Origin of the sequence: Paenarthrobacter sp. RAF54_2, from assembly GCF_052113945.1 — a bacterium.
In the GTDB taxonomy this organism is placed as follows: domain Bacteria; phylum Actinomycetota; class Actinomycetes; order Actinomycetales; family Micrococcaceae; genus Arthrobacter.
Genome location: NZ_JBFRDV010000003.1, coordinates 215,647 through 233,224, shown reverse-complemented (window position 1 = coordinate 233,224; position 17,578 = coordinate 215,647). Strand labels below are relative to the sequence as shown.

The following is a 17,578-nucleotide window of genomic DNA, read 5'->3' as shown; positions in this document are numbered from 1 at the left end:
AAGATCACCCCCGCCCAGGCCTGCGGAGTGTCTAAACAAAAACATCAACGGATAGTGAGGAAGATCATGGACATTAACCGTCAGCAAACAGAAACGCCGGGCATGCTGGAAGTACATGCCAAACATGCTTCCGAAGTAGACGAGGCCCTTACGAAAGCAATCGGCGTCGTCAAGATCGCCGCAATGGAACACAAAACAGGGATTCTTATATCGCGCATCGACGCTGGCATATACATGGTGCGGGCACATCCGGCCGTCCCGTTCGGGCTGGTCCGCCAACAGCACTAACCTCTGGATGGACGGCAGAGTGGTGCAGCGGATGATTGATGTAGAGGACACAGTGCAGTCACCTGACGGAGGTTGAGGGAACGTCCGTTGTCGGCGTTTGAGTGGGACGCAGCCGACTCCGTCTTCGTTAGACCCCTGCGCAGGGGTCGTTCGTTCGCTCTTCAGCAGCTAGCAGTCCTGCCAGAGTCAGGAAGACGCTGGAGGTCCACGTGTATGCTCGATCGCGCAGACCGGCGCCGGTGACCGCGTCAAAGTTTTCGGCCATTCCCGAGGCAGAGGCCATTGCGCACAAACTTTCGGCGAGATCCAGGGCCAGTTGTTCTTCCCCGCCATCGATGAGACCGTCAATGATCAAAGCGGTACACGGCGCCCAGATCGGACCTCGCCAGTAGCCATCGGCGATATAGGCCGGGCTATCCGTGGCTTCGGTTGCCAGACCATATTCCGTCCGGAACCGCCCCAGGTCACTGACAAGTGTGTTGAAGACCTCTGATGGTAAACGGGATCCGAGCACTACCGGTAGGAGGTGAAGGAGCGATGCGGACTCGATGACTGTTGAGTCGAGCTTGCGGGCGATGAATCGGCTACCGTCCCACATTTCCTTGAGCAGCGAATTGAGGAGAGAGGATGAAACGGTTGCCCATTTCTTGGCTTCGTCCGGACGCGACAGTCGCGAGGCAATCTCACTGAGCGCTTCTGTCTGCAGGACCAGGAAGGCCGCGAGATCAGGAGACTCTACAGGCACCGTTGTGGCGAAGATCGTGCTGTTGTCCCACCCGGAGTCATTCCCGTGGAAGTAGTGCGGCAGAATGCGTCCGGAGGCGACTCGTTCCGTCAGCCACCATTGCGTCCACCGTTGGAGAGGATCATAGGCACGAAGCAGCCACTCGTCGTTGACCGCGCCCGCCCTAAATAGCGCCATCAGAGCCCATCCGTGAATTGGAGGCTTGGTGAAGGTGTAATCGATGACCTTGTCGTTGACGGAGTCCGGCAGCCGACCGCTTGTCGCTTGGGCGTCAAACGGCACGAAGAACTGGTCTTCAGCGAGCTCGGGAAGCTGTGCTAATGCGATTGCGTTGAAGCAGTTGTCCCAGCTCCAAACGTTGGTCATCGTTCCCTTCGACATGTACATCGCCGGCCGTTGCACTGCTCCGGAGGGCTCTACTATCGAGGACCACATGATGTAGCTGGCGAGCTGTTTCGCCGCCTGATGCTCGGGTTTTACCTCGGGCATAGCGGCGGCGAATACATCGAATGACGGTGGCGACCAGGGTTTCCGAGCGGTCGGCGTCGCATCATTCGTCTCCTCAATGAGCACGACGCTGCCGGGCGCGAACTGGAGTGTAGCCATGGTGTGACGTTCTCCAGCCCACGTCGATTCCTCTATGCCTCTGCCCCTGAGAACGCGGATGGCAATCGTTACCTGTGAGGAGAATCTGAGGTAGCGCCATTCATCTTCGGCCACACGGACCAGCGTGTCGTAGTTGCTTGCCGCCTCCATGATGAGCTCGAAGCCAACGCCTGCGCCGGAAACACTGAGAACGCGGTGTGTGTTGAAGTCGACGCTGACGTGACCTGCCGCTGCGGGAAGCACAAGGTGGTCGATATCGAACGCTGCTTTGCCGTGAAGTCCGTCGCGAGGCGCGATGCGCAGAAGTGCACGCGTTGCCGCCCTGCCCCGGACCGTCCGCAGCTCCACCCATTTCCCGGCGTCTTCAGTGTTCACGGCTGATGTCACGGCGAAGTACGAGCCAGCCGTGGCGAACGGGAGGTGTTCGAGGTCAAAGGGATTCACAGAGTACTCAATTGCAAGGTCGGTTGAGGGGGTGGAAGAGCACTGACTGGACATGGGTCAGACTCCGATGGTCCCGAAAATCGCTGACCCGGACTGAGTCGCGCGGATGACAGCACGGCCGTCCGGGTTTAAGGAAACCTCAACGCCGTCGCCGCTCCAATAGCCTGAATCCACCGGAACTGCCGTCACGTGTTGGATCGATTGCCCGCGGGCAGGGAACAACGACACGATGCCACGACCAGTTTGCGGGAGAATCTTCTCCCGTATCTCTGCGGCTCCCGCACCCAGCCCGATGGTAACCATGCTGGCCCGGGCCGAGTCCATGGCGACTGCCCGGTACCGGTCAAGCGTTGAGCGGATTCCCTCCACGCCGTCCTCAGAGATGGTGAGCAGGTCCCCCCAGATTCCGTGGTGTCCGAGCATGATCGCTGCGAGGCTTTCCTGCTGGTGGCCGTGCGGGTCGTCCGGGAAATAATGGACCAGGGTCAGCACGGACGGGATCCATCGGTCGAAGGCATATGGTTCCCGGCATATCCAACCGCGTGAACGACCCGGGTGGAAGAACATATTGGTGTTCACCCCGTTCAAGTCCGCGGGCAGCTCGTAGTCCGAGTAGTACGGTCCGTTGTTGACGAGGAAGTACTTGCCAGCCGAAAGGAAGCTCAAGCCGAAAGATCGGTGATTCTCGGTCACGTCGAAATCGACAATTGAACCGGGCACCGCGGTCATCAACCGCTCTGCGATCTCCGTCATCCTCTCACTCATCATGAAAGCGAAACGGTCCGCTCGTTCGCTCGGGGTGTTGGTGTCGTCTCCGTGATGGTGTTCCGGGCTGTCGCAGCCGTACTGGCTCACCGCATCAAGTTTGAAGTATGTAATGCCGAGTTCGCGATTGATCCGGATGAGGTGACCCACGAATGTCTCGAACCAGTCACTAACTAAACACATGGGGGCGCTGGGCTCGGTCTCCCACACTTCTCGTGGCCGAAGGGGTTCTCCTTGCCACGTCTTCATGTCACGGGGATGCGCGGCCAGAGCGCGGCTCGAGAATGCCGCCAACGTCGGATCGAACCAGATCCCGAGGCGGAGGCCAAGTTCGCCTGCTCGTTGCCTGACATTCAGCAGGGCGCCAGGGAAACGTTCCGGGTTCACCTCCCAGTCTCCGGTTGCGGTGTACCAGCCGGTGTCGATCACGTAAGTATCGATTCCCATCCGAGCTGCCACTTCCATCTCGGCGAGCACGCGCTCCTCAGTCAGACCATCGATGTAGGTCCTGTCGTGCCAGTAGCGCTCACGCTCCTGGAAGTTCCATGTGTTGTAGAAGATCTGCGGTCGACGGGACTCCGCGTTTTCGGACTGGTACTTCAACAGAAACGTACGGAACGCTGCCGCCACGTCGTCCAGATTGCCTTCGACAGCGGCCGCTAGAAGCCAGGGAGTCCGGAATCCCTGGGCCGTGTCCAGCCGCTGACCGTTAAGGTAGGCACCCTTGACTGAGCCAATTCGAACGCCGCGGGCGCCATCGACCCAGAACCCGCAGAACAGATCCCCGCCAGAGGTTCCATGCTCGTAGGCCAGCAGCCAAGAAGCCCCGTCCTCAACGCCTACCAGAATGGGGCCGATCAAAGGCGACAATGCCTTGGCAGCCGCAGAATCGATGGGGACCTCGTTGGGCATGAAAGAGTGGCCAAGCTCGACGAAATCGGAGATCCTCACTTCAGTGATGGCACTGGTGGGACGGAGCAACTCGACGTATGAAATCCCTTCCTTGCCAGCACTTTTGGTGAGCCGCCGAGGCGTCGAACTGCGCAATTCGTAGCGGAAGCGCACCACTGGGCTTTCCGGTGTCACACGCAGCCGCATCGCGAGCTGGAGCCCGGGCTCGCCGTCGACCTCGCCCTCGAATAGGAATTCCTCAGCGCGGCTGGTCAAGATACGGCGTTTGACTTCGCGATTAAATTCCCGAACTGTGCACGTTACAGCTCGTCCATCGATTTCAAAGACCGGCGCAGCGATAATGAGGCGCATCTGAGTGCTGTTGTTGGTCAGCTCCCAGAGCGGGCTGGTTTCGGTGTGAGATGGCCCAGAGGCGATGATCGACCACGACACGACGGAGGCGGATTTAACATTTGAATCGATGGTCACTGTTTGACAGCTCCAGACAGAAGACCGGCAACGAAATAGCGCTGCAGGAAGATGAATACAAGACATACGGGGATGATGGAGAAGGTTGTTGCCGTGATGAGGGTGCCGTAGTCGGTCAGATTGACATCACGGAAGGATGCCAGGGCCACCGGCACCGTGTAAGCAGATTCTGCGCGCAGGATCACCAAGGGCCAGACGAATTCGTTCCAGATCGCCAGGAAGAGGAAAATCGCCAGAGCGGCCATTGCCGGGAGGATCGTTGGGAGCACGATCTGGAACAGGATGCGGAACTCGCCCGCGCCATCGATGCGGCCGGCCTGGATCAATTCGTCAGGTACTGATTCCATGGCCTGCCGCATTAGGAATAGTCCAAACGGGTAGGCCAGTCCCGGGAGGATGAGGCCTTGATATGAGTTGAGCCATCCGAGTGTCACCATCGTCTGGAACAGGGGAACCAGGGTTACCTGACTCGGGATGGCGAGGGTCGCAATAACCACGCCGAAAAGTAGCGTTCGGCCTCGGAACTGAAACTTCGCGAAGGCGTATCCGCCACAGAGGCAGATCAACGCACCAAGAATCACGAAGATGACCGAGACAGCAGCGGAGTTCGCGATTGCACGCCCGAATCCGAGGTCACCGAACAGGACCTGAATGTTTGTCCACAGCTGATCTCCCGGCAATAGATTTGGAGGGTTGGCGAAGATTTCATCTGAGCTGTGCGTTGAGCCGATGACCAGCCAATAGAAGGGTGCCACCATCAAGATGAACCCTAGGAAGATGACTGCCGTGAGCAGTGCGCTCGAAGCTTTGGTGTGCCGGATGCGCGCGGAAGTACGCATTTTCTCTACTGAAGTGCTCAACTTTTCTTCTCCTGAATGAACCGGAACTGGACCAGGCTGACGATGACAACCATTCCGACAAGGACGAAGCCGATAGCTGAGGCATAGCCGAAATCAAAGAACTTGAAGGCGTTCTGGTAGAGATACATGCCGATCGTCATGGTTGCGTTGTCGGGACCGCCGTTGGTCAGGATGTACGGTTCATCGAACAGCTGAAGTGTGCCGATGGTTGAGGTGACGACCGTCAAGAGGATTGCCGGGCGTAACCCCGGGATGGTTACGTTGAAGAACTGTTTGACTGTATCTGCGCCGTCCATGGAGGCCGCTTCGTAGAGGTCCCCGGAGATGCTCTGCCGCTGGGCAAGATAAATGACAGCGTTGATCCCCGTGTAGTGCCACGTCATCGCGATTCCGAGCGAAATTTTCGCCCAGAACGCGTCCTGAAGCCAAGGGATCGCCGGTAGACCAACCGACTGAAGCGCGACGTTCACGATGCCGTTGTCCGTGGCAAGCATCATGCTGAAGACAACACCATAAGAGACGAGACCCATGACGACCGGAACGAAGTAACCGAGACGGAAGACCGCACGGAACTTCAGGAGGGTCGAATGGAGAGCCACAGCCAGCAGGAGCGCCAAAATGAGCATCACCGGTACTTGGATCACCAAGATGATTAAGGTATTGCCCAGAGCGTTGTAGAACAGGGGGTCGCTAAAAATGCGCTCGTAGTTCGCGAACCCAGCGAAGCCCTGCACTCCCCCACGGTTGGTCGTGAAACTTAGCCACGCAGCATAGCCGACGGGGTAGACCTTGAACGCGGCGAAAAGGATGATCACCGGAGAGAGCAGGACATATGGCACCTTGCCCGGAGTAAGCCAGGGCCGCCTGGAAGGGGGTACTCGTCGTGCCACCGGCGGCGATTCAACTTGTGGCGATTGGACGTGCGTATCGGTCATGACCGTGGTGCTCCCTCGGTGGCGCCTGGCTCCGCCACGCCTACCTGGTGGGGCGGGGCCAGACGCTCTATCGGATTTGGTGAAAAGCGGCTTCAGCCGGTGTTTCAGCTGGCGATCTTTCGGCCAGTTTGAGCGGCGAGGAGCTTGGCAGCCTCGTCGAGCGCGGCCTTCGGGTCTGCTCCGGAGAGCATCACTTTTGTCTGGGCATCTGTGTAGATTCTGATTGCGCGAGCGTAGTCGCTTGTGTAGTTCGACACGGCGAGGTCGGGCTGAGTGATCGAGTCGACGAAGACCTTGCTTGGAGAGTCGCCGACCCAGTAGCCGCTATTGTCAGTGAAGCCTGGAGTCTTATACATCGGTACGAAGCCGGGGGTGAAGGGCTGTGCGGTCTGCATCACCCGCTGACCATCCAGTGTGCCCAGGGCAAAGTGAACAAATTTCCACGCCAGGTCCTTGTTGGCGCTATTGCCTGCGATGGAAAGGTAGGTGGATCCCGCCAGGGCAGCAGTTGAGCCTCCTGCGTCTACCACCGGGCGCAGTGCGGTGGCCATTTTTCCTTTGAGCTGAGGTTGCTTGGCCTCGATGTAACCGGGCCACCATGACGCACTCGGGCTTATCGCCACCGACCCGTCTGCGAACCTAAGCCCATTGCTACTTGTAAAGGATGCAGAGTCCGCGAGGACTCCCTTGTCATTCATCTTCTTGAGCAGTGTCAGCGACTTGACCCCTTCCGGGCCATTCAGCGTGATGTCGCCGTCTTTGTTGAAGTAGAACGCGTTCTGCTGCTGCGTAAGTGTCTGCCAAAAGTCGGCTGCGTTCGTATTCGCTGCAGCCTTGTTGAGTTCGAAGAGACTCGCTCCGGTTTTGGCTTTCAGCGTAACACCGGCGTCGATGAGCTCGTCCCAAGTTTTGATGGATGCCATGTCGATGCCTGCGGCATCCAAGAGGTCCTTGCGGTAAGCAAATCCGGCCGTGTTCACCTCAAACGGGATACCCCATACCTGCCCGTCCTTGCCCAGTCCTCCACCCCAGGCGCTAGGTACGAAATCGCCAGCGAGATCCTTGGCCCCCAGGGGGCCCATGTCCGCGAAGCCGTTCGGGAACTTGTCGGTGTAGCCGGGCAGCTGGTCGATGGCGGTGTTCATGATGTCCGGGAGTCCTTGGCCGCCAGCAGCGAGGCCGGTAGTGATTTTGTCCCAGATGGCAGGGTTTCCTACATCGACAATGTCGACTTTGGTTCCCGGGTTGGCTTTCTCAAAAGCGTCCGCGGCCGGTTTGAGAAGCGCACCCGCCGTCGTCCATGTCCAGACGCTGAGAGTCTTGCCGTCGCCGGATGATGACCCGCCCGAGCTGCAGCCCGCGAGTGCCGTTGCGGCGAGGGCGGCGATGCTGAACACGGCAGCAAGCCGTCTGGTGAAGGGTTTTAGCTTCATTGGTAGTTCCTCTTTCATGTGATGCGGGTCCGGTACAACGTTTGGGCTCGATCAGGTGCGCCATTACAGCTGCTGAACGCGTCGTTCTGAGCCTGCCGCGAATACAGCCAGGCATCGTCGACCGGGATACGGAGTGTGACCGGGCACGGAGAATGACCAGGATAAGGAGGGGATAACCGGGTACGGAGGGTCGACCGGGATAGGGAGGACTTAGGAGAGATCGTACCCACAATTTAATGACGTTACAATTCTTTTTTGAGAAAATTTTTGACGTTACAATAAATCCAGCACCCACCGTGGGTGCGTAGTGGCCACGACACCCCTCGCTGCGTTTTCCCCATCCATACTGCCGCTCGTCGCCGAGCCAGCACCCTGGGGACACCGCGTGAGTCAGGTCGGGCTCAACCGGTTCGCTGATTGAGCCCGGCTTGAGGCTGAATGCTCGCGAACTCGAATCCGAGCCGGGGTTAAATGCGTCTCTATAAGCAGGGTTGGGGCCAATCGCGTTCCACTACGAGCTGGCAGGCAGGGAGGGCAAAATGGCAGCCGACTACAACGAACCGGGGGGCGCCCCGCGTCATACCAACATGAACGATGTAGCCTCACACGCGGGCGTTTCGGTGATGACGGTCTCGAATGTCATCAATCGCCCGGATATCGTCTCCGAGAAGACCAAAGCAAAGGTCCTCGCGTCGATGAGAGAGCTCCGTTACCGGAAAAGCACTGCCGCCACGAGCCTGCGCCTGTCCAAGCCGACTCAGATCGGATACGCGCTTCCCTCCACCCAGCGCAGCGGTGACGGGTATATGGATGACTTCCTATACTCGCTCGCGGCCGCGTGCCAGGCAAAGGGCATGCATCTGACCCTCATCGCCGCAGCAGACCCTGAGGATTGGCTCAGTGCATGCGATGCGCTCTACTTCGGAGGCTCAGCCGCAGGCATCATCATGGGCAGTATCGCCCCCCATGATCCCCGCCCTGCGCAGCTGGTATCGCGTTCCATTCCCTTCGCCGGGTACGGCCAGACCTTGGAAGGAAAATCGGCGCCTTGGAGTTGGGTGGAGATCGACGAAGCACGCGGAATTGAGCTGGCAGTCGAGCACGTCGTTGAACGCGGTCACCGGCAGCTCGCCTTCATCGGCCTCGGGGTCGATGCCGTGTGGAGCGCGGCGCGTCTCGAGGGATACGTCGCGGCGTGCCGGAAGCACGGGCTTCAGCGCTCCGTCGTCGCGGACCGCGTTTCCCTCGCGACCGATGAGATCGCCGCAGGGGAAGAAATAGCCATGCAGCTCCTCCAGTCGGAGTCGCCTCCAGACGCCATCATCTGCGCGTCTGATTACCTTGCAGTTGGAGCGATCTTCGCGGTGCGTGCACACGGTCTCGTTCCAGGCGTTGACGTGGCCGTGACCGGGTTCGATGACACATCCTTGACGTCATTGGGCGCCATCGGCATCACGTCAGTACGTCAGCCTTCGACCCGCATCGCCCAGGAACTCGTGAAGATGATCATCGACCCCCCTGACCAAGCGCTCCATCTGCTCCTCGAACCGGGGCTGACGATTCGATCGAGTACGACAGGCAAAGCCCCCACGGCCAGTTTTCGAACACGTATTGGACCAGCCGACCCACTCCCTGACTGAGTCACCGACCTGTTCCGCATGGGCAGCCATGCGGAAATAGCTATCGCAGCGCTCGAAGCCGGTCAATTTCCGGTCCGGTGCAGGAATGGCAGTCGTCGTCGCCGCCATTGCTCTCCGGCCGTAGGAGGCGGTCGGCTGTGGTTTGGCCAGTTCTCATCGGGGTTCTTCATGTTGCGCGTTCCGCTTGGTGAGGTTCTTGGAAATGTACTGACTGAGTAGTGAGGAATTCTTCAATGCCGTGGGCTCCTCGTTCCCGGCCAAACCCTGACATCCGGAAACCTCCAAATGGGGCATCCGGATGGGTGGCCGCCCCATTCACTGAAACGCTTCCGGTCCTGATCTTTGTGGCCACCAAGCCAGCTTCTTCCGGACTTGGCCCCCACACAGCTCCACTTAGGCCATACGGTGAGTTGTTGGCGATGAAGATCGCTTCCTCGACGTCGGCGTATGGGACGACGGCCAGCACTGGACCGAAGACTTCCTCTTGGGCCAGTTCGTCATTGGCGCCGGTGAGAAAAGCTTGAGCCGGGACGTAATAGCCTTCCGGATCCCCTGAAACAGGGCCGGAGGCCAGAACTTCAGCTCCGGATGCACGGGCTGCGGTGGTGAGGTTGAGGACCTTGTCGCGCTGCGCGGCCGTGGCGACCGGTCCCAGGACAGTGGCCGTATCCTGAGGGCTGCCGACGGCAAAAGCAGACACCTGTGATTTCAGTGCCGAGGAGACCTGTTCCAGCGTCTCGGACGGGACCAGAAGCCGCGTGAGGGCTGCGCACGTTTGCCCGGAGTTCTGGAAACTCTTCTCGAGTGTTTTGCCCACCGCGTGCGGGAGGTCGGTACCGGGGAGAATGAGGCTTGCCGATTTTCCTCCGAGTTCCAGCGAGACCTGCTTGATGAGGCCGCCGGCGACGCTGGCGATCCGCCCACCAGCCCGGGTCGATCCGGTGAAGGACACGAAGTCGATTGCGGCGTGGCTGATCAGTGCCTCACCGGTGGTCGGGCCTTCGCCGAACACGACATTGAAGACCCCCGGGGGTAGTCCCGCATCGGCGGCGACATCTGCCAAAATCGCTGCGTTGCTCGGCGCCACCTCGCTGGGCTTGAGCACGATCGTGCAACCGGCCACGAGGGCCGCTGCGACCTTGGATGCAATCTGGTACAGCGGGTAATTCCACGGGGTGATGCACGCTACCACCCCGACTGGAACTTTGTGGATTTGGGTCGAGTCCAACTGTTCGGGAACCAGGACTCCGGGACCGAGCCGGGCCGCGCTGCGGAAGCTGTGCAGGGCTGGAACCACCTGCATGCGCACACATTTGTGCCGCGGCGTGCCCACTTCAGCGGTAATGCCATCGGCCAATTCCTCCGCACTTGCCTCAAGGCCGTCAGCAATCCGGGCGATGATTGCGGCCCGATCCCCTACTGACGTGGTGCTCCACGATGGAAAGGCCTCAAGAGCGGCCAGGCTGGCAAGGTCGACGTCCGTCTGGCTGGCCGCGGCCACCTCTCCGATGAGCTGTCCATTGGCCGGGTTGTACACACCCAGAACATTCGAGCCAGTAGCCGGCCGCCAGTGGTTGCCGACGAAGATCCCCTTCAACACTGCGGTTTCAGCCATTGTCCTTTTCCCCTACCGTGTATAGAATCATATAGGAAAGTCTATAGGAGAACTTAGGATTGGTAAATATGCAGACCACCGCAAATGAAAACGGAGCCGGCCCCAGGATCCGGGCAGCGATCGATGGGCTTCCCCCCTACAGTGCGGGAAGGAGCGTTCGTGATGCCGCTGGGGAAGGCGCCGTACTGGAGCTCCTCGGGTTGGCCGCCAATGAAGGCCCCTACGGCCCGTTCCCGTCCGCCGCGAAGGCCGCACTGGAGCAGGTAGGAAAGGCCAACCTGTACCCAGAGTCCGGTTTCCGCACCCTGCGCGGAGAATTGGCCCGGATGCTAAACGTCGACGTCGCTGAGGTCGCCGTTGGCGCCGGCGGCATCGGACTGATCCACCACTTGTCCGTTGCCCTCCTCGATGAGGGGACTAACATTGTGGTTTCAACCCCCACCTTCCACGCCTACGCCCTCGACGCACGGAAGCAGGGAGCAACCACGCTGAGCACGCCCGTGCGCGAAGATGGCAGCTACGACCTCGAGGCGATGCTGGGCCTGATCACTGAAGACACCCGCATCGTCTACGTCTGCAACCCCAACAACCCCACCGGCGGCATCGTAGGCCGCGAAGAGCTGCTCCGCTTCATCGATACTGTCCCCGAGTACGTCACCATTGTTGTGGACGAAGCCTACTTCGAATACGCCCAGTCCCCTGAATACACCGACACGATTGCTGAACCCGCATTCAACCGCCGCAACCTCGTCACTCTCCGGACGTTCTCCAAGGCCTACGGTTTGGCCGGGCTGCGCGTGGCCTACCTGGTGGGGTCCCGCGAACTCATCGCCGCTGTCCAGAAGGTGGAAAGCAACTACGAAGTTTCCAACGTCGCCCAGGCTGCAGCCCTGGCGAGCCTGCACGAGGAAGCCGAACTCACCCGCCGCGTCGGGCTGAACAAGGACGGCCGTGACGCCCTCACCACCGGCCTGCGCGAGCTCGAATTTGAGCCCCTGGAGTCACATGGGAACTTCGTCTACGTCAAAGTCGGCGACGCCAAGGCATTCACCAAGGCCCTGGAAGGCGAGGGAATCATTGTTCGCCCCGGTAACGCCATGGGGGATCCCGAGAGTGTCAGGATCACCGTTGGAACACCGGAACAGGTGAAGGCAACCATCGCCGCCATGGGCCGCGTCATCCTCAGCACGGCACAGCACAGCACATAAGAGCGGAGATTTTGCGAGTGGATCCCGTCGCAGCCGGACACGATCGCATAGGATTGGCTATACGACCCTTTTGGGTTGTCGTGAGCTGCCCCTGACCGTCGCGGGAAAGGGCATTGCCAATGCCTGAGTTTTCGTCGTTACCGCTCCGAGGGGGAGACATGACAGTTACAACACCAGCCGCTGCTACCCAGTCCAAGGTTGATTTTGCCCATGAAATCCTTCGCAATCGCATAGTTGGCTCACAGTACGCTGCGGGCCAGCGTCTGATCATTGACAATCTTGTCAAGGACATCGGAGTCAGCCAGGCTCCGATCCGCGAGGCGTTGCGCCGGCTCGAGGCTGAAGGTTTGGTCGAGTACGGGGCGAACTCGGGTCCTTCCATCGTGCAGCTGGACAAGACGCACTGGTTCAACCTGATGGAGATGAAGGCCGTCATGGAGGCCTACGCGACCCGGGCGGCGGCGCCGCTGCTCACCGCCGAAGAGATTGCGGCCCTGCGGGAAACCAACGGCCTCCTCATGGGCGCACTGGATGAGTTCGATTTTGAATCCTGGACCAGCCTGAACCGGCGCTTCCACGAGATGATCCATAACCGTTGCCCCAATGCCCTGCTGATCCAGGAACTGCAGCGGCTGTCCCAGTGGACAGACACGGTCAGCAGCCTTGTGTTCGCGCGCGAACGGGGCATCATCATTCAGACCCTTGGGCTTTCTGCGGGCAAGGAAACCATTGGCTTCCACACCCGGATTCTTGATGCCATCGAGAACGGAGAGGCCAACTCCAACCTTGAAGAGATCAGCCGCGAGCACACCCTGGTTCTGGTCCGCCGCGTGCAGGAGAAATTGAGTTCCCGGCCCGCAGCCTAAGTGCCGGAGGCATGCCCGGTAAATCAAAGAAAAAAGAGAGGTGGTAACGGCCGCAGAGCCAGTACCACCTCTCTTTCTGTTGCCATCTTTACGTCCTGAACCAAGTTGCAGTGCGCTGCATGAGTTCGGTCGAGGACAGCGATGCCACCGAGTGCAGTGATTCACTGACTTCCTGCTCGGTGGCCCATATCCGGTTCGAGCTGACACCCAGTGAGTAGACCGAACCAGTGACCTTCATCAACGCGTCAGGACGGACCAGCAGGACATGCCGGTGGCGCAGGACATGCTGCATGAGACCGGCGTACAGTTCCGGGTCGTACCCGGTGGAGGTAGATCCGGAGATCCCTAACTCTCCGGCAGGAGCCCGAAGCGAGTTGGTCAGTTCATCCAGAAGGTCAGGGGAAGCGTTGTTGCTCTCGTAGGAGCCTTCGCTGGATTCCATGTCCTCAGCCCGCTGGCGTTTGAGCGTGAGCTGCAGCTCCTTGGTAGGAGCTACCACGACAAAAAGTGTCTCTGGCCCGGCCAGGGGTCGTTCTGCCTCATCGCCGGTGATGTGGGACAGCTCAGAGAACCTGCCCCCGATATGAGGAGCTTCCACGATCAGCATTTCTTCGCCGCCGGGGTGTTCTGCGAACCACTTTCCCACCGCCGAACGGACCCAGGTGCCCATGGCGAGCCTGATCCCCGCATGGGTGATCCCGTCAACTTCGGGATAGAGCGCCGACGCCGTGGAATGGGAATCCCAGGACTCCCGTGAGACATCCCATTGCAGGACGGTACTGATTCGCCCGGTCGATTCCACAGCTGCTGCGAGTTCACGCACCAGCAGGCTTTTCCCGGTCCCGGGCAGCCCGACGATGACGACGCAGCGCAGCTCGTCCAGCTTGCCCCAAAGTTCTTCCAGGTACGGCGCCGGCGGCCTTTTCAGCGTCTGGCTCACCGGAACTGATCCACACTGATCATGTTTCCAACCACAACTTCAACTACCGTGGGCTTGCAGGACCGGAAGGCGTCTTCAAGTACCGGCCCCAGTTCCTGCGGGGATGCCGCCCGGCCATAGGAGGCACCAAACGAGGTGACGAACTGTTCAAAGTTCGGGTTGACGAGGTCCGTGGCGATAACCTTGCCGCCGTAGAGATCGCGCTGCATTTGTTGGACGTTGCCGTATTGGGAGTTGTTGAACAGGACCGTTACGAGGCCAATGTTGTGCTGGACTGCTGTCGCCAGTTCCGTAGCAGCGAACATGAATCCGCCGTCTCCGGTAACGGAAAGCACCCGCGTGTCCGGCTTTGCGACTTTCGCACCAAGCGCTGTCGGGAACCCGTATCCAAGTGTGCCCATGTACCCGGTGGAGATGAAGGTGCGGGGTTTGTAGACAGGGAGCAGGATGCGGCTTGCGAAACCAATTTGGGTCAGTTCGTCAACGAAGATCCCGTCCACGCCCAGGGCTTCGCGGATCACTGCGAGGTAAGCTGTCTGCTGGTCCAGGACCGCGCTGCGTTCCTTCCATTCCTTGTGCACCAGTGTCATTTGTTCGGTGATGTCGGCGTTCTGGACACCGCGTTTTTCCAGTCCCTCGATCAGGGCAGGCAGGTGCGATTCGAGGCGTCCGGTGATGGCGGCATCGGGTTGGCCGTAGCGGCCGTGGACCGTCTGGTCGACGTCGATGCGGATGAGTTTACGGTTGCCACGTCCCCAGCCCTGCAGAGCAGACCTGGCACTGCCTCCCAGAGCGATGACGACGTCGGTTTCGGCCCACAGCGGCTTGGCTTCGGGCAGGAAGCAGCTCAGCGGATGGCGGCTGTCAACAATGCCTCGTCCGGTGCGGTAACCGACCACGGGCGCCTGAAGGATTTCGGCGAGCCTGGTGACTTCGGCGGAAACATCCTGGGCGCCGTTGGCGACGAAGATCATGGGGTTCTTTGCGCTGGCCAGGATGCTCAGGGCCTTTTCGATGCCCTCTTCGTCGATGATGTCTTCGGCCGTGTCGGCCACCGGGACGTGGTCCGGGACAGGAGCGCGTTGTTCCAGAACGTCCATGGGGACTTCCAAGGCAGCGGGGCGGGGCCGTCCTGTGTTGAGGGCGCGGATAGCGTCGGCGATTTTGGTACCGGCTTCGGCAGGGTGGGTCACACGGTCGTAATGCTTGGTAAGTGAGCGCAGCAGTCCAGGCTGGTCCGGGACTTCGTGAAGGGTTCCCAGTTCACGGCCGATCAGCTTCTGGGGAATCTGGCCGGTGAGGAACAGCATTTTGGCGTTCAATCCGTAGGCGGTGGCCAGGGCGGCTCCTGCATTCAATGCGCCGGGGCCCGGAACGACGTTGCACACACTGGGCTTTCCGGTAGCCATAGTGTGACCCAGTGCCATGTAGGCGGCGCCTTGCTCGTGCCTGGTGTGGATGATGCGGATGTCATCCCCGGCGTCGTAGAACGCGTTGTACAACCAGTCGTTCTGGACGCCTGGCAGTCCGAAGACAGTGGTCAGACCGTTGGCCTTGAGACTGTTGACGACGGCTTCGCCGCCGGTGTTGTAAGTGGTCATGGAATTAGTTCTCTCCTGGTTATGAAAGTGGTATGCGTAGGAAGTCGCTGCCGACCCGGGTCCTGCCGGTGAATTCGCCGGCCGCCTCGGCGAGGATTTCGTCGTCGGACGCCGGGCCGAACGTGCCTACCGGGCTTAGCAGAAGCTCCCTGGACCCAGCCTCGGCTGCAACATGGGCGGCTCCCCGGGGGTCGCTGTGGACGCTGCGCATGCGGGGAAGCACGCGAGCAGCCCGTTCAGCGCTTAGATAATCAGTGGCGTTGGTCAGGTAGGTCGTCTCATGGATCAAAAGGTCCGCGCCCCGCGCCAGAGAGGTGATCGCTTCGCTGGGACGGGTATCCCCGGAGAAGCACACACTCAGGCCGCCCTGGTCGATCCGGTAGCCGAAGGCGTGTTCAACCGGCGGGTGATCCACCAACACTGCGGTGATTGTGGTGGAGCCGTCATCGATGGTTTCAGGGCCGGTTATTTCCTGCACACGGACAAATTCGCGCAGGTGGGGGCGGCCTTCATCATTCATTCGTGACCGGATATCGAAGTCGAAAGCCTCGTAATGCAGCGCGAACAGACGCGCCAGCGGCGGTGGACCGATGACGTGGACAGGGGCCTTCAGCTGGGACCATGCCAGATGCAACAGCATGGCCACGTCCGCGACGTGGTCAATGTGGTGATGCGAAATCAGGATCCTGCGGAGCCGCCCAAGATCCAAACCGGCGCTGACGAACTGACTGACTGTGCCGTTACCGCAGTCCACGAGGGTGACGTCCTCGTCGATCACCAGTGCATGGGAAACGGGACGCCGACCGGATTTAGGGGTTGGACCGCCCGCTGAGCCGAGCACAACAACTTCGTTGACCTGCGGCGTCAGCCCCGGGTCCTTTGATTCGCTCATGCGTGCCGCTTCCTTCGAGGGATCACTTTGAAAGCACGGGAACGCGCGCGGGGCTCACAGATGCGTCGGTGAGGTTCCTCTTATAGGTCTCCGGCAGCTTCAAGATCGCGATCATCCCGATAGCCCCGATCACGATCAGGTAGAACGCCGGCATGAGTTTCAGTCCTGTGGAAGCTACAAGGAACGCCGCGACATATGGGGCGGTGCCGCCGAACAGGGCGTAGGCGACGTTGTAGCCCAGGGACGCTCCGGAGTACCGGACCTCGGTCGGGAAGAGCTCGGTTTGGGCCACGACCACGGCTACGGAAATGGCTGTTCCCGGGACGATGGCCATGATCTGTCCGACGATGGCCCCGACGAGGCTGCCGGATCCGATGAGCAAAAAGGCCGGGACGGCCAGAACCATGAGTCCAAAGGTGCCGCCGATGAGGAGTGGCTTACGACCGATCCTGTCGCTGAGCATGGCGTAGAAGGGAATCAACGCCGCCGCCAGCAACAAAGTCACCGATGTGGACAGCAGAGCCGCGCTGGAACTCAGACCGATCGTTGAGATGAGGTAAGTGGAGGCATACGTCTTGGCCACGTAGGAGGCGACAGCTTCGACCATGACGATACAGATCAGGAGCAGCAGGGCTTTTTTGTGGTGACCGAGCAGCTGCCTGATCGGCACGGGCCGGTGTTCGGACTCCTCCTTGGCCACGGCTGCCTGGAACGCAGGGGTTTCTTCGACTTTGAATCGGAGATAGAGTCCGATGCCGGCAAGCGGGAGCGACAGCAGGAAGGGAATCCGCCAACCCCAGGCGATCAATGCCTCTTCACCAAGGACGGCCGTCAGGGCCGCTACAAGGGACGCCGCACAGACAAACGCAACGATTCCCACTGCCTGGATGCTGGAAGTCCACAGCGCACGCCGGCCTTCGGGAGCTGATTCGGCAAGGAACGCTGCTGCACCGGATGTCTCACCTCCGGCGGAGAGTCCTTGAAGAAGGCGAAGGGAGATCAGCAGAATGGGCGCGAGGACGCCAATGACCTCGTAGGTGGGCAGCAGGCCGATGGCTGTTGTGGCGGCGCCCATAAGCAAGATCGTGGTGGAAAGGATGGCCCGGCGGCCGAGTTTGTCTCCGAGATTGCCAAAGATCACAGCACCGACGGGGCGGGCCAGGAAGGCTACGCCAAATACCGCCAATGCCGACAGGATCGAGGTTGCCGGATCTGCGCTGGGGAAGAACAGTTTGCCCAGCACCGTCGCCAGGTATCCGTAAACGCCGAATTCGAACCATTCAACGGCGTGACCGAAGCATGCGGCGAGAACGATCCGCGGTTTGGGTCGGGGTAGGTTGTTGGTTTGGGTGGCCACGTG

General features: G+C 60.2%; 14 protein-coding genes. 4 read left to right on the top strand and 10 right to left on the bottom strand.

Annotated features, from left to right (window positions below):
* Positions 1 to 66: 66 nt before the first annotated feature.
* Positions 67 to 288, top strand: coding sequence for a hypothetical protein (locus AB4Y87_RS03835; RefSeq protein WP_441437339.1), 222 nt, complete (start codon positions 67 to 69; stop codon positions 286 to 288).
* A 127-nt stretch (positions 289 to 415) separates the two neighbouring features.
* On the opposite strand, the gene AB4Y87_RS03830 is transcribed toward AB4Y87_RS03835, so the two are convergent.
* From AB4Y87_RS03830 to AB4Y87_RS03810, 5 genes are all read right to left on the bottom strand, one after another.
* Positions 416 to 2,083, bottom strand: a complete 1,668-nt coding sequence (locus AB4Y87_RS03830) for an amylo-alpha-1,6-glucosidase (RefSeq protein WP_442003126.1) — start codon at positions 2,081 to 2,083, stop codon at positions 416 to 418.
* A gap of 57 nt (positions 2,084 to 2,140) precedes the next feature.
* Complete coding sequence (locus AB4Y87_RS03825) at positions 2,141 to 4,228, bottom strand: alpha-galactosidase (protein ID WP_442003125.1); 2,088 nt, start codon at positions 4,226 to 4,228, stop codon at positions 2,141 to 2,143.
* A complete protein-coding gene (locus tag AB4Y87_RS03820; RefSeq protein WP_441437342.1) occupies positions 4,225 to 5,088 on the bottom strand; it encodes a carbohydrate ABC transporter permease in 864 nt (287 codons plus the stop codon). Before AB4Y87_RS03820 ends, AB4Y87_RS03825 begins: the two co-directional genes overlap by 4 nt.
* Complete coding sequence (locus tag AB4Y87_RS03815) at positions 5,085 to 6,023, bottom strand: carbohydrate ABC transporter permease (protein ID WP_441437343.1); 939 nt, start codon at positions 6,021 to 6,023, stop codon at positions 5,085 to 5,087. The genes AB4Y87_RS03820 and AB4Y87_RS03815 overlap by 4 nt, the downstream gene beginning before the upstream one ends.
* A gap of 104 nt (positions 6,024 to 6,127) precedes the next feature.
* Positions 6,128 to 7,456: an ABC transporter substrate-binding protein gene (locus AB4Y87_RS03810; protein WP_441437344.1), complete on the bottom strand. Its 1,329-nt coding sequence runs from the start codon at positions 7,454 to 7,456 to the stop codon at positions 6,128 to 6,130.
* Between the two features lie 539 nt (positions 7,457 to 7,995).
* Here AB4Y87_RS03810 and AB4Y87_RS03805 point away from each other — a divergent pair.
* A complete protein-coding gene (locus tag AB4Y87_RS03805) occupies positions 7,996 to 9,096 on the top strand; it encodes a LacI family DNA-binding transcriptional regulator (RefSeq protein ID WP_441437345.1) in 1,101 nt (366 codons plus the stop codon).
* 166 nt (positions 9,097 to 9,262) lie between these two features.
* Here the strand turns inward: AB4Y87_RS03805 and AB4Y87_RS03800 are convergent, their stop codons facing one another.
* Entirely contained in the window at positions 9,263 to 10,711 is a 1,449-nt protein-coding gene (locus AB4Y87_RS03800) for an aldehyde dehydrogenase family protein (protein ID WP_441437346.1), read from the bottom strand.
* Between the two features lie 68 nt (positions 10,712 to 10,779).
* Between AB4Y87_RS03800 and hisC the strand changes: the two genes are divergently transcribed.
* Positions 10,780 to 11,919, top strand: a complete 1,140-nt coding sequence (gene hisC / locus AB4Y87_RS03795; RefSeq protein WP_442003124.1) for a histidinol-phosphate transaminase — start codon at positions 10,780 to 10,782, stop codon at positions 11,917 to 11,919.
* A 158-nt stretch (positions 11,920 to 12,077) separates the two neighbouring features.
* Positions 12,078 to 12,785 (top strand): GntR family transcriptional regulator, encoded by a 708-nt coding sequence (locus tag AB4Y87_RS03790; RefSeq protein WP_441437348.1) that lies wholly within the window; start codon positions 12,078 to 12,080, stop codon positions 12,783 to 12,785.
* An 88-nt stretch (positions 12,786 to 12,873) separates the two neighbouring features.
* On the opposite strand, the gene AB4Y87_RS03785 is transcribed toward AB4Y87_RS03790, so the two are convergent.
* Genes AB4Y87_RS03785 through AB4Y87_RS03770 form a run of 4 tightly spaced genes read right to left on the bottom strand, consistent with a single transcriptional unit; the run spans position 12,874 to position 17,575 of the window.
* Complete coding sequence (locus tag AB4Y87_RS03785; RefSeq protein ID WP_441437349.1) at positions 12,874 to 13,725, bottom strand: hypothetical protein; 852 nt, start codon at positions 13,723 to 13,725, stop codon at positions 12,874 to 12,876.
* A complete protein-coding gene (locus AB4Y87_RS03780; protein WP_441437350.1) occupies positions 13,722 to 15,326 on the bottom strand; it encodes a thiamine pyrophosphate-dependent enzyme in 1,605 nt (534 codons plus the stop codon). The genes AB4Y87_RS03785 and AB4Y87_RS03780 overlap by 4 nt, the downstream gene beginning before the upstream one ends.
* Positions 15,327 to 15,345: 19 nt before the next feature.
* The gene (locus AB4Y87_RS03775; protein ID WP_441437351.1) at positions 15,346 to 16,218 is read right to left on the bottom strand and encodes an MBL fold metallo-hydrolase; all 873 of its coding nucleotides are present in this window, start codon (positions 16,216 to 16,218) and stop codon (positions 15,346 to 15,348) included.
* Positions 16,219 to 16,240: 22 nt separating this feature from the next.
* A complete protein-coding gene (locus AB4Y87_RS03770) occupies positions 16,241 to 17,575 on the bottom strand; it encodes an MFS transporter (protein WP_441437352.1) in 1,335 nt (444 codons plus the stop codon).
* Positions 17,576 to 17,578: the final 3 nt, after the last annotated feature.

What these genes read in the sequence shown, in the direction of transcription:
- AB4Y87_RS03805 (WP_441437345.1), top strand. Translation starts at nt 7,996, where the DNA reads ATGGCAGCCGACTACAACGAACCGGGGGGCGCCCCGCGTCATACCAAC.
- AB4Y87_RS03775 (WP_441437351.1), bottom strand. Translation starts at nt 16,218, where the DNA reads ATGAGCGAATCAAAGGACCCGGGGCTGACGCCGCAGGTCAACGAAGTT.
- hisC (WP_442003124.1), top strand. Translation starts at nt 10,780, where the DNA reads ATGCAGACCACCGCAAATGAAAACGGAGCCGGCCCCAGGATCCGGGCA.
- AB4Y87_RS03800 (WP_441437346.1), bottom strand. Translation starts at nt 10,711, where the DNA reads ATGGCTGAAACCGCAGTGTTGAAGGGGATCTTCGTCGGCAACCACTGG.
- AB4Y87_RS03790 (WP_441437348.1), top strand. Translation starts at nt 12,078, where the DNA reads ATGACAGTTACAACACCAGCCGCTGCTACCCAGTCCAAGGTTGATTTT.
- AB4Y87_RS03815 (WP_441437343.1), bottom strand. Translation starts at nt 6,023, where the DNA reads ATGACCGATACGCACGTCCAATCGCCACAAGTTGAATCGCCGCCGGTG.
- AB4Y87_RS03780 (WP_441437350.1), bottom strand. Translation starts at nt 15,326, where the DNA reads ATGACCACTTACAACACCGGCGGCGAAGCCGTCGTCAACAGTCTCAAG.
- AB4Y87_RS03810 (WP_441437344.1), bottom strand. Translation starts at nt 7,456, where the DNA reads ATGAAGCTAAAACCCTTCACCAGACGGCTTGCTGCCGTGTTCAGCATC.
- AB4Y87_RS03835 (WP_441437339.1), top strand. Translation starts at nt 67, where the DNA reads ATGGACATTAACCGTCAGCAAACAGAAACGCCGGGCATGCTGGAAGTA.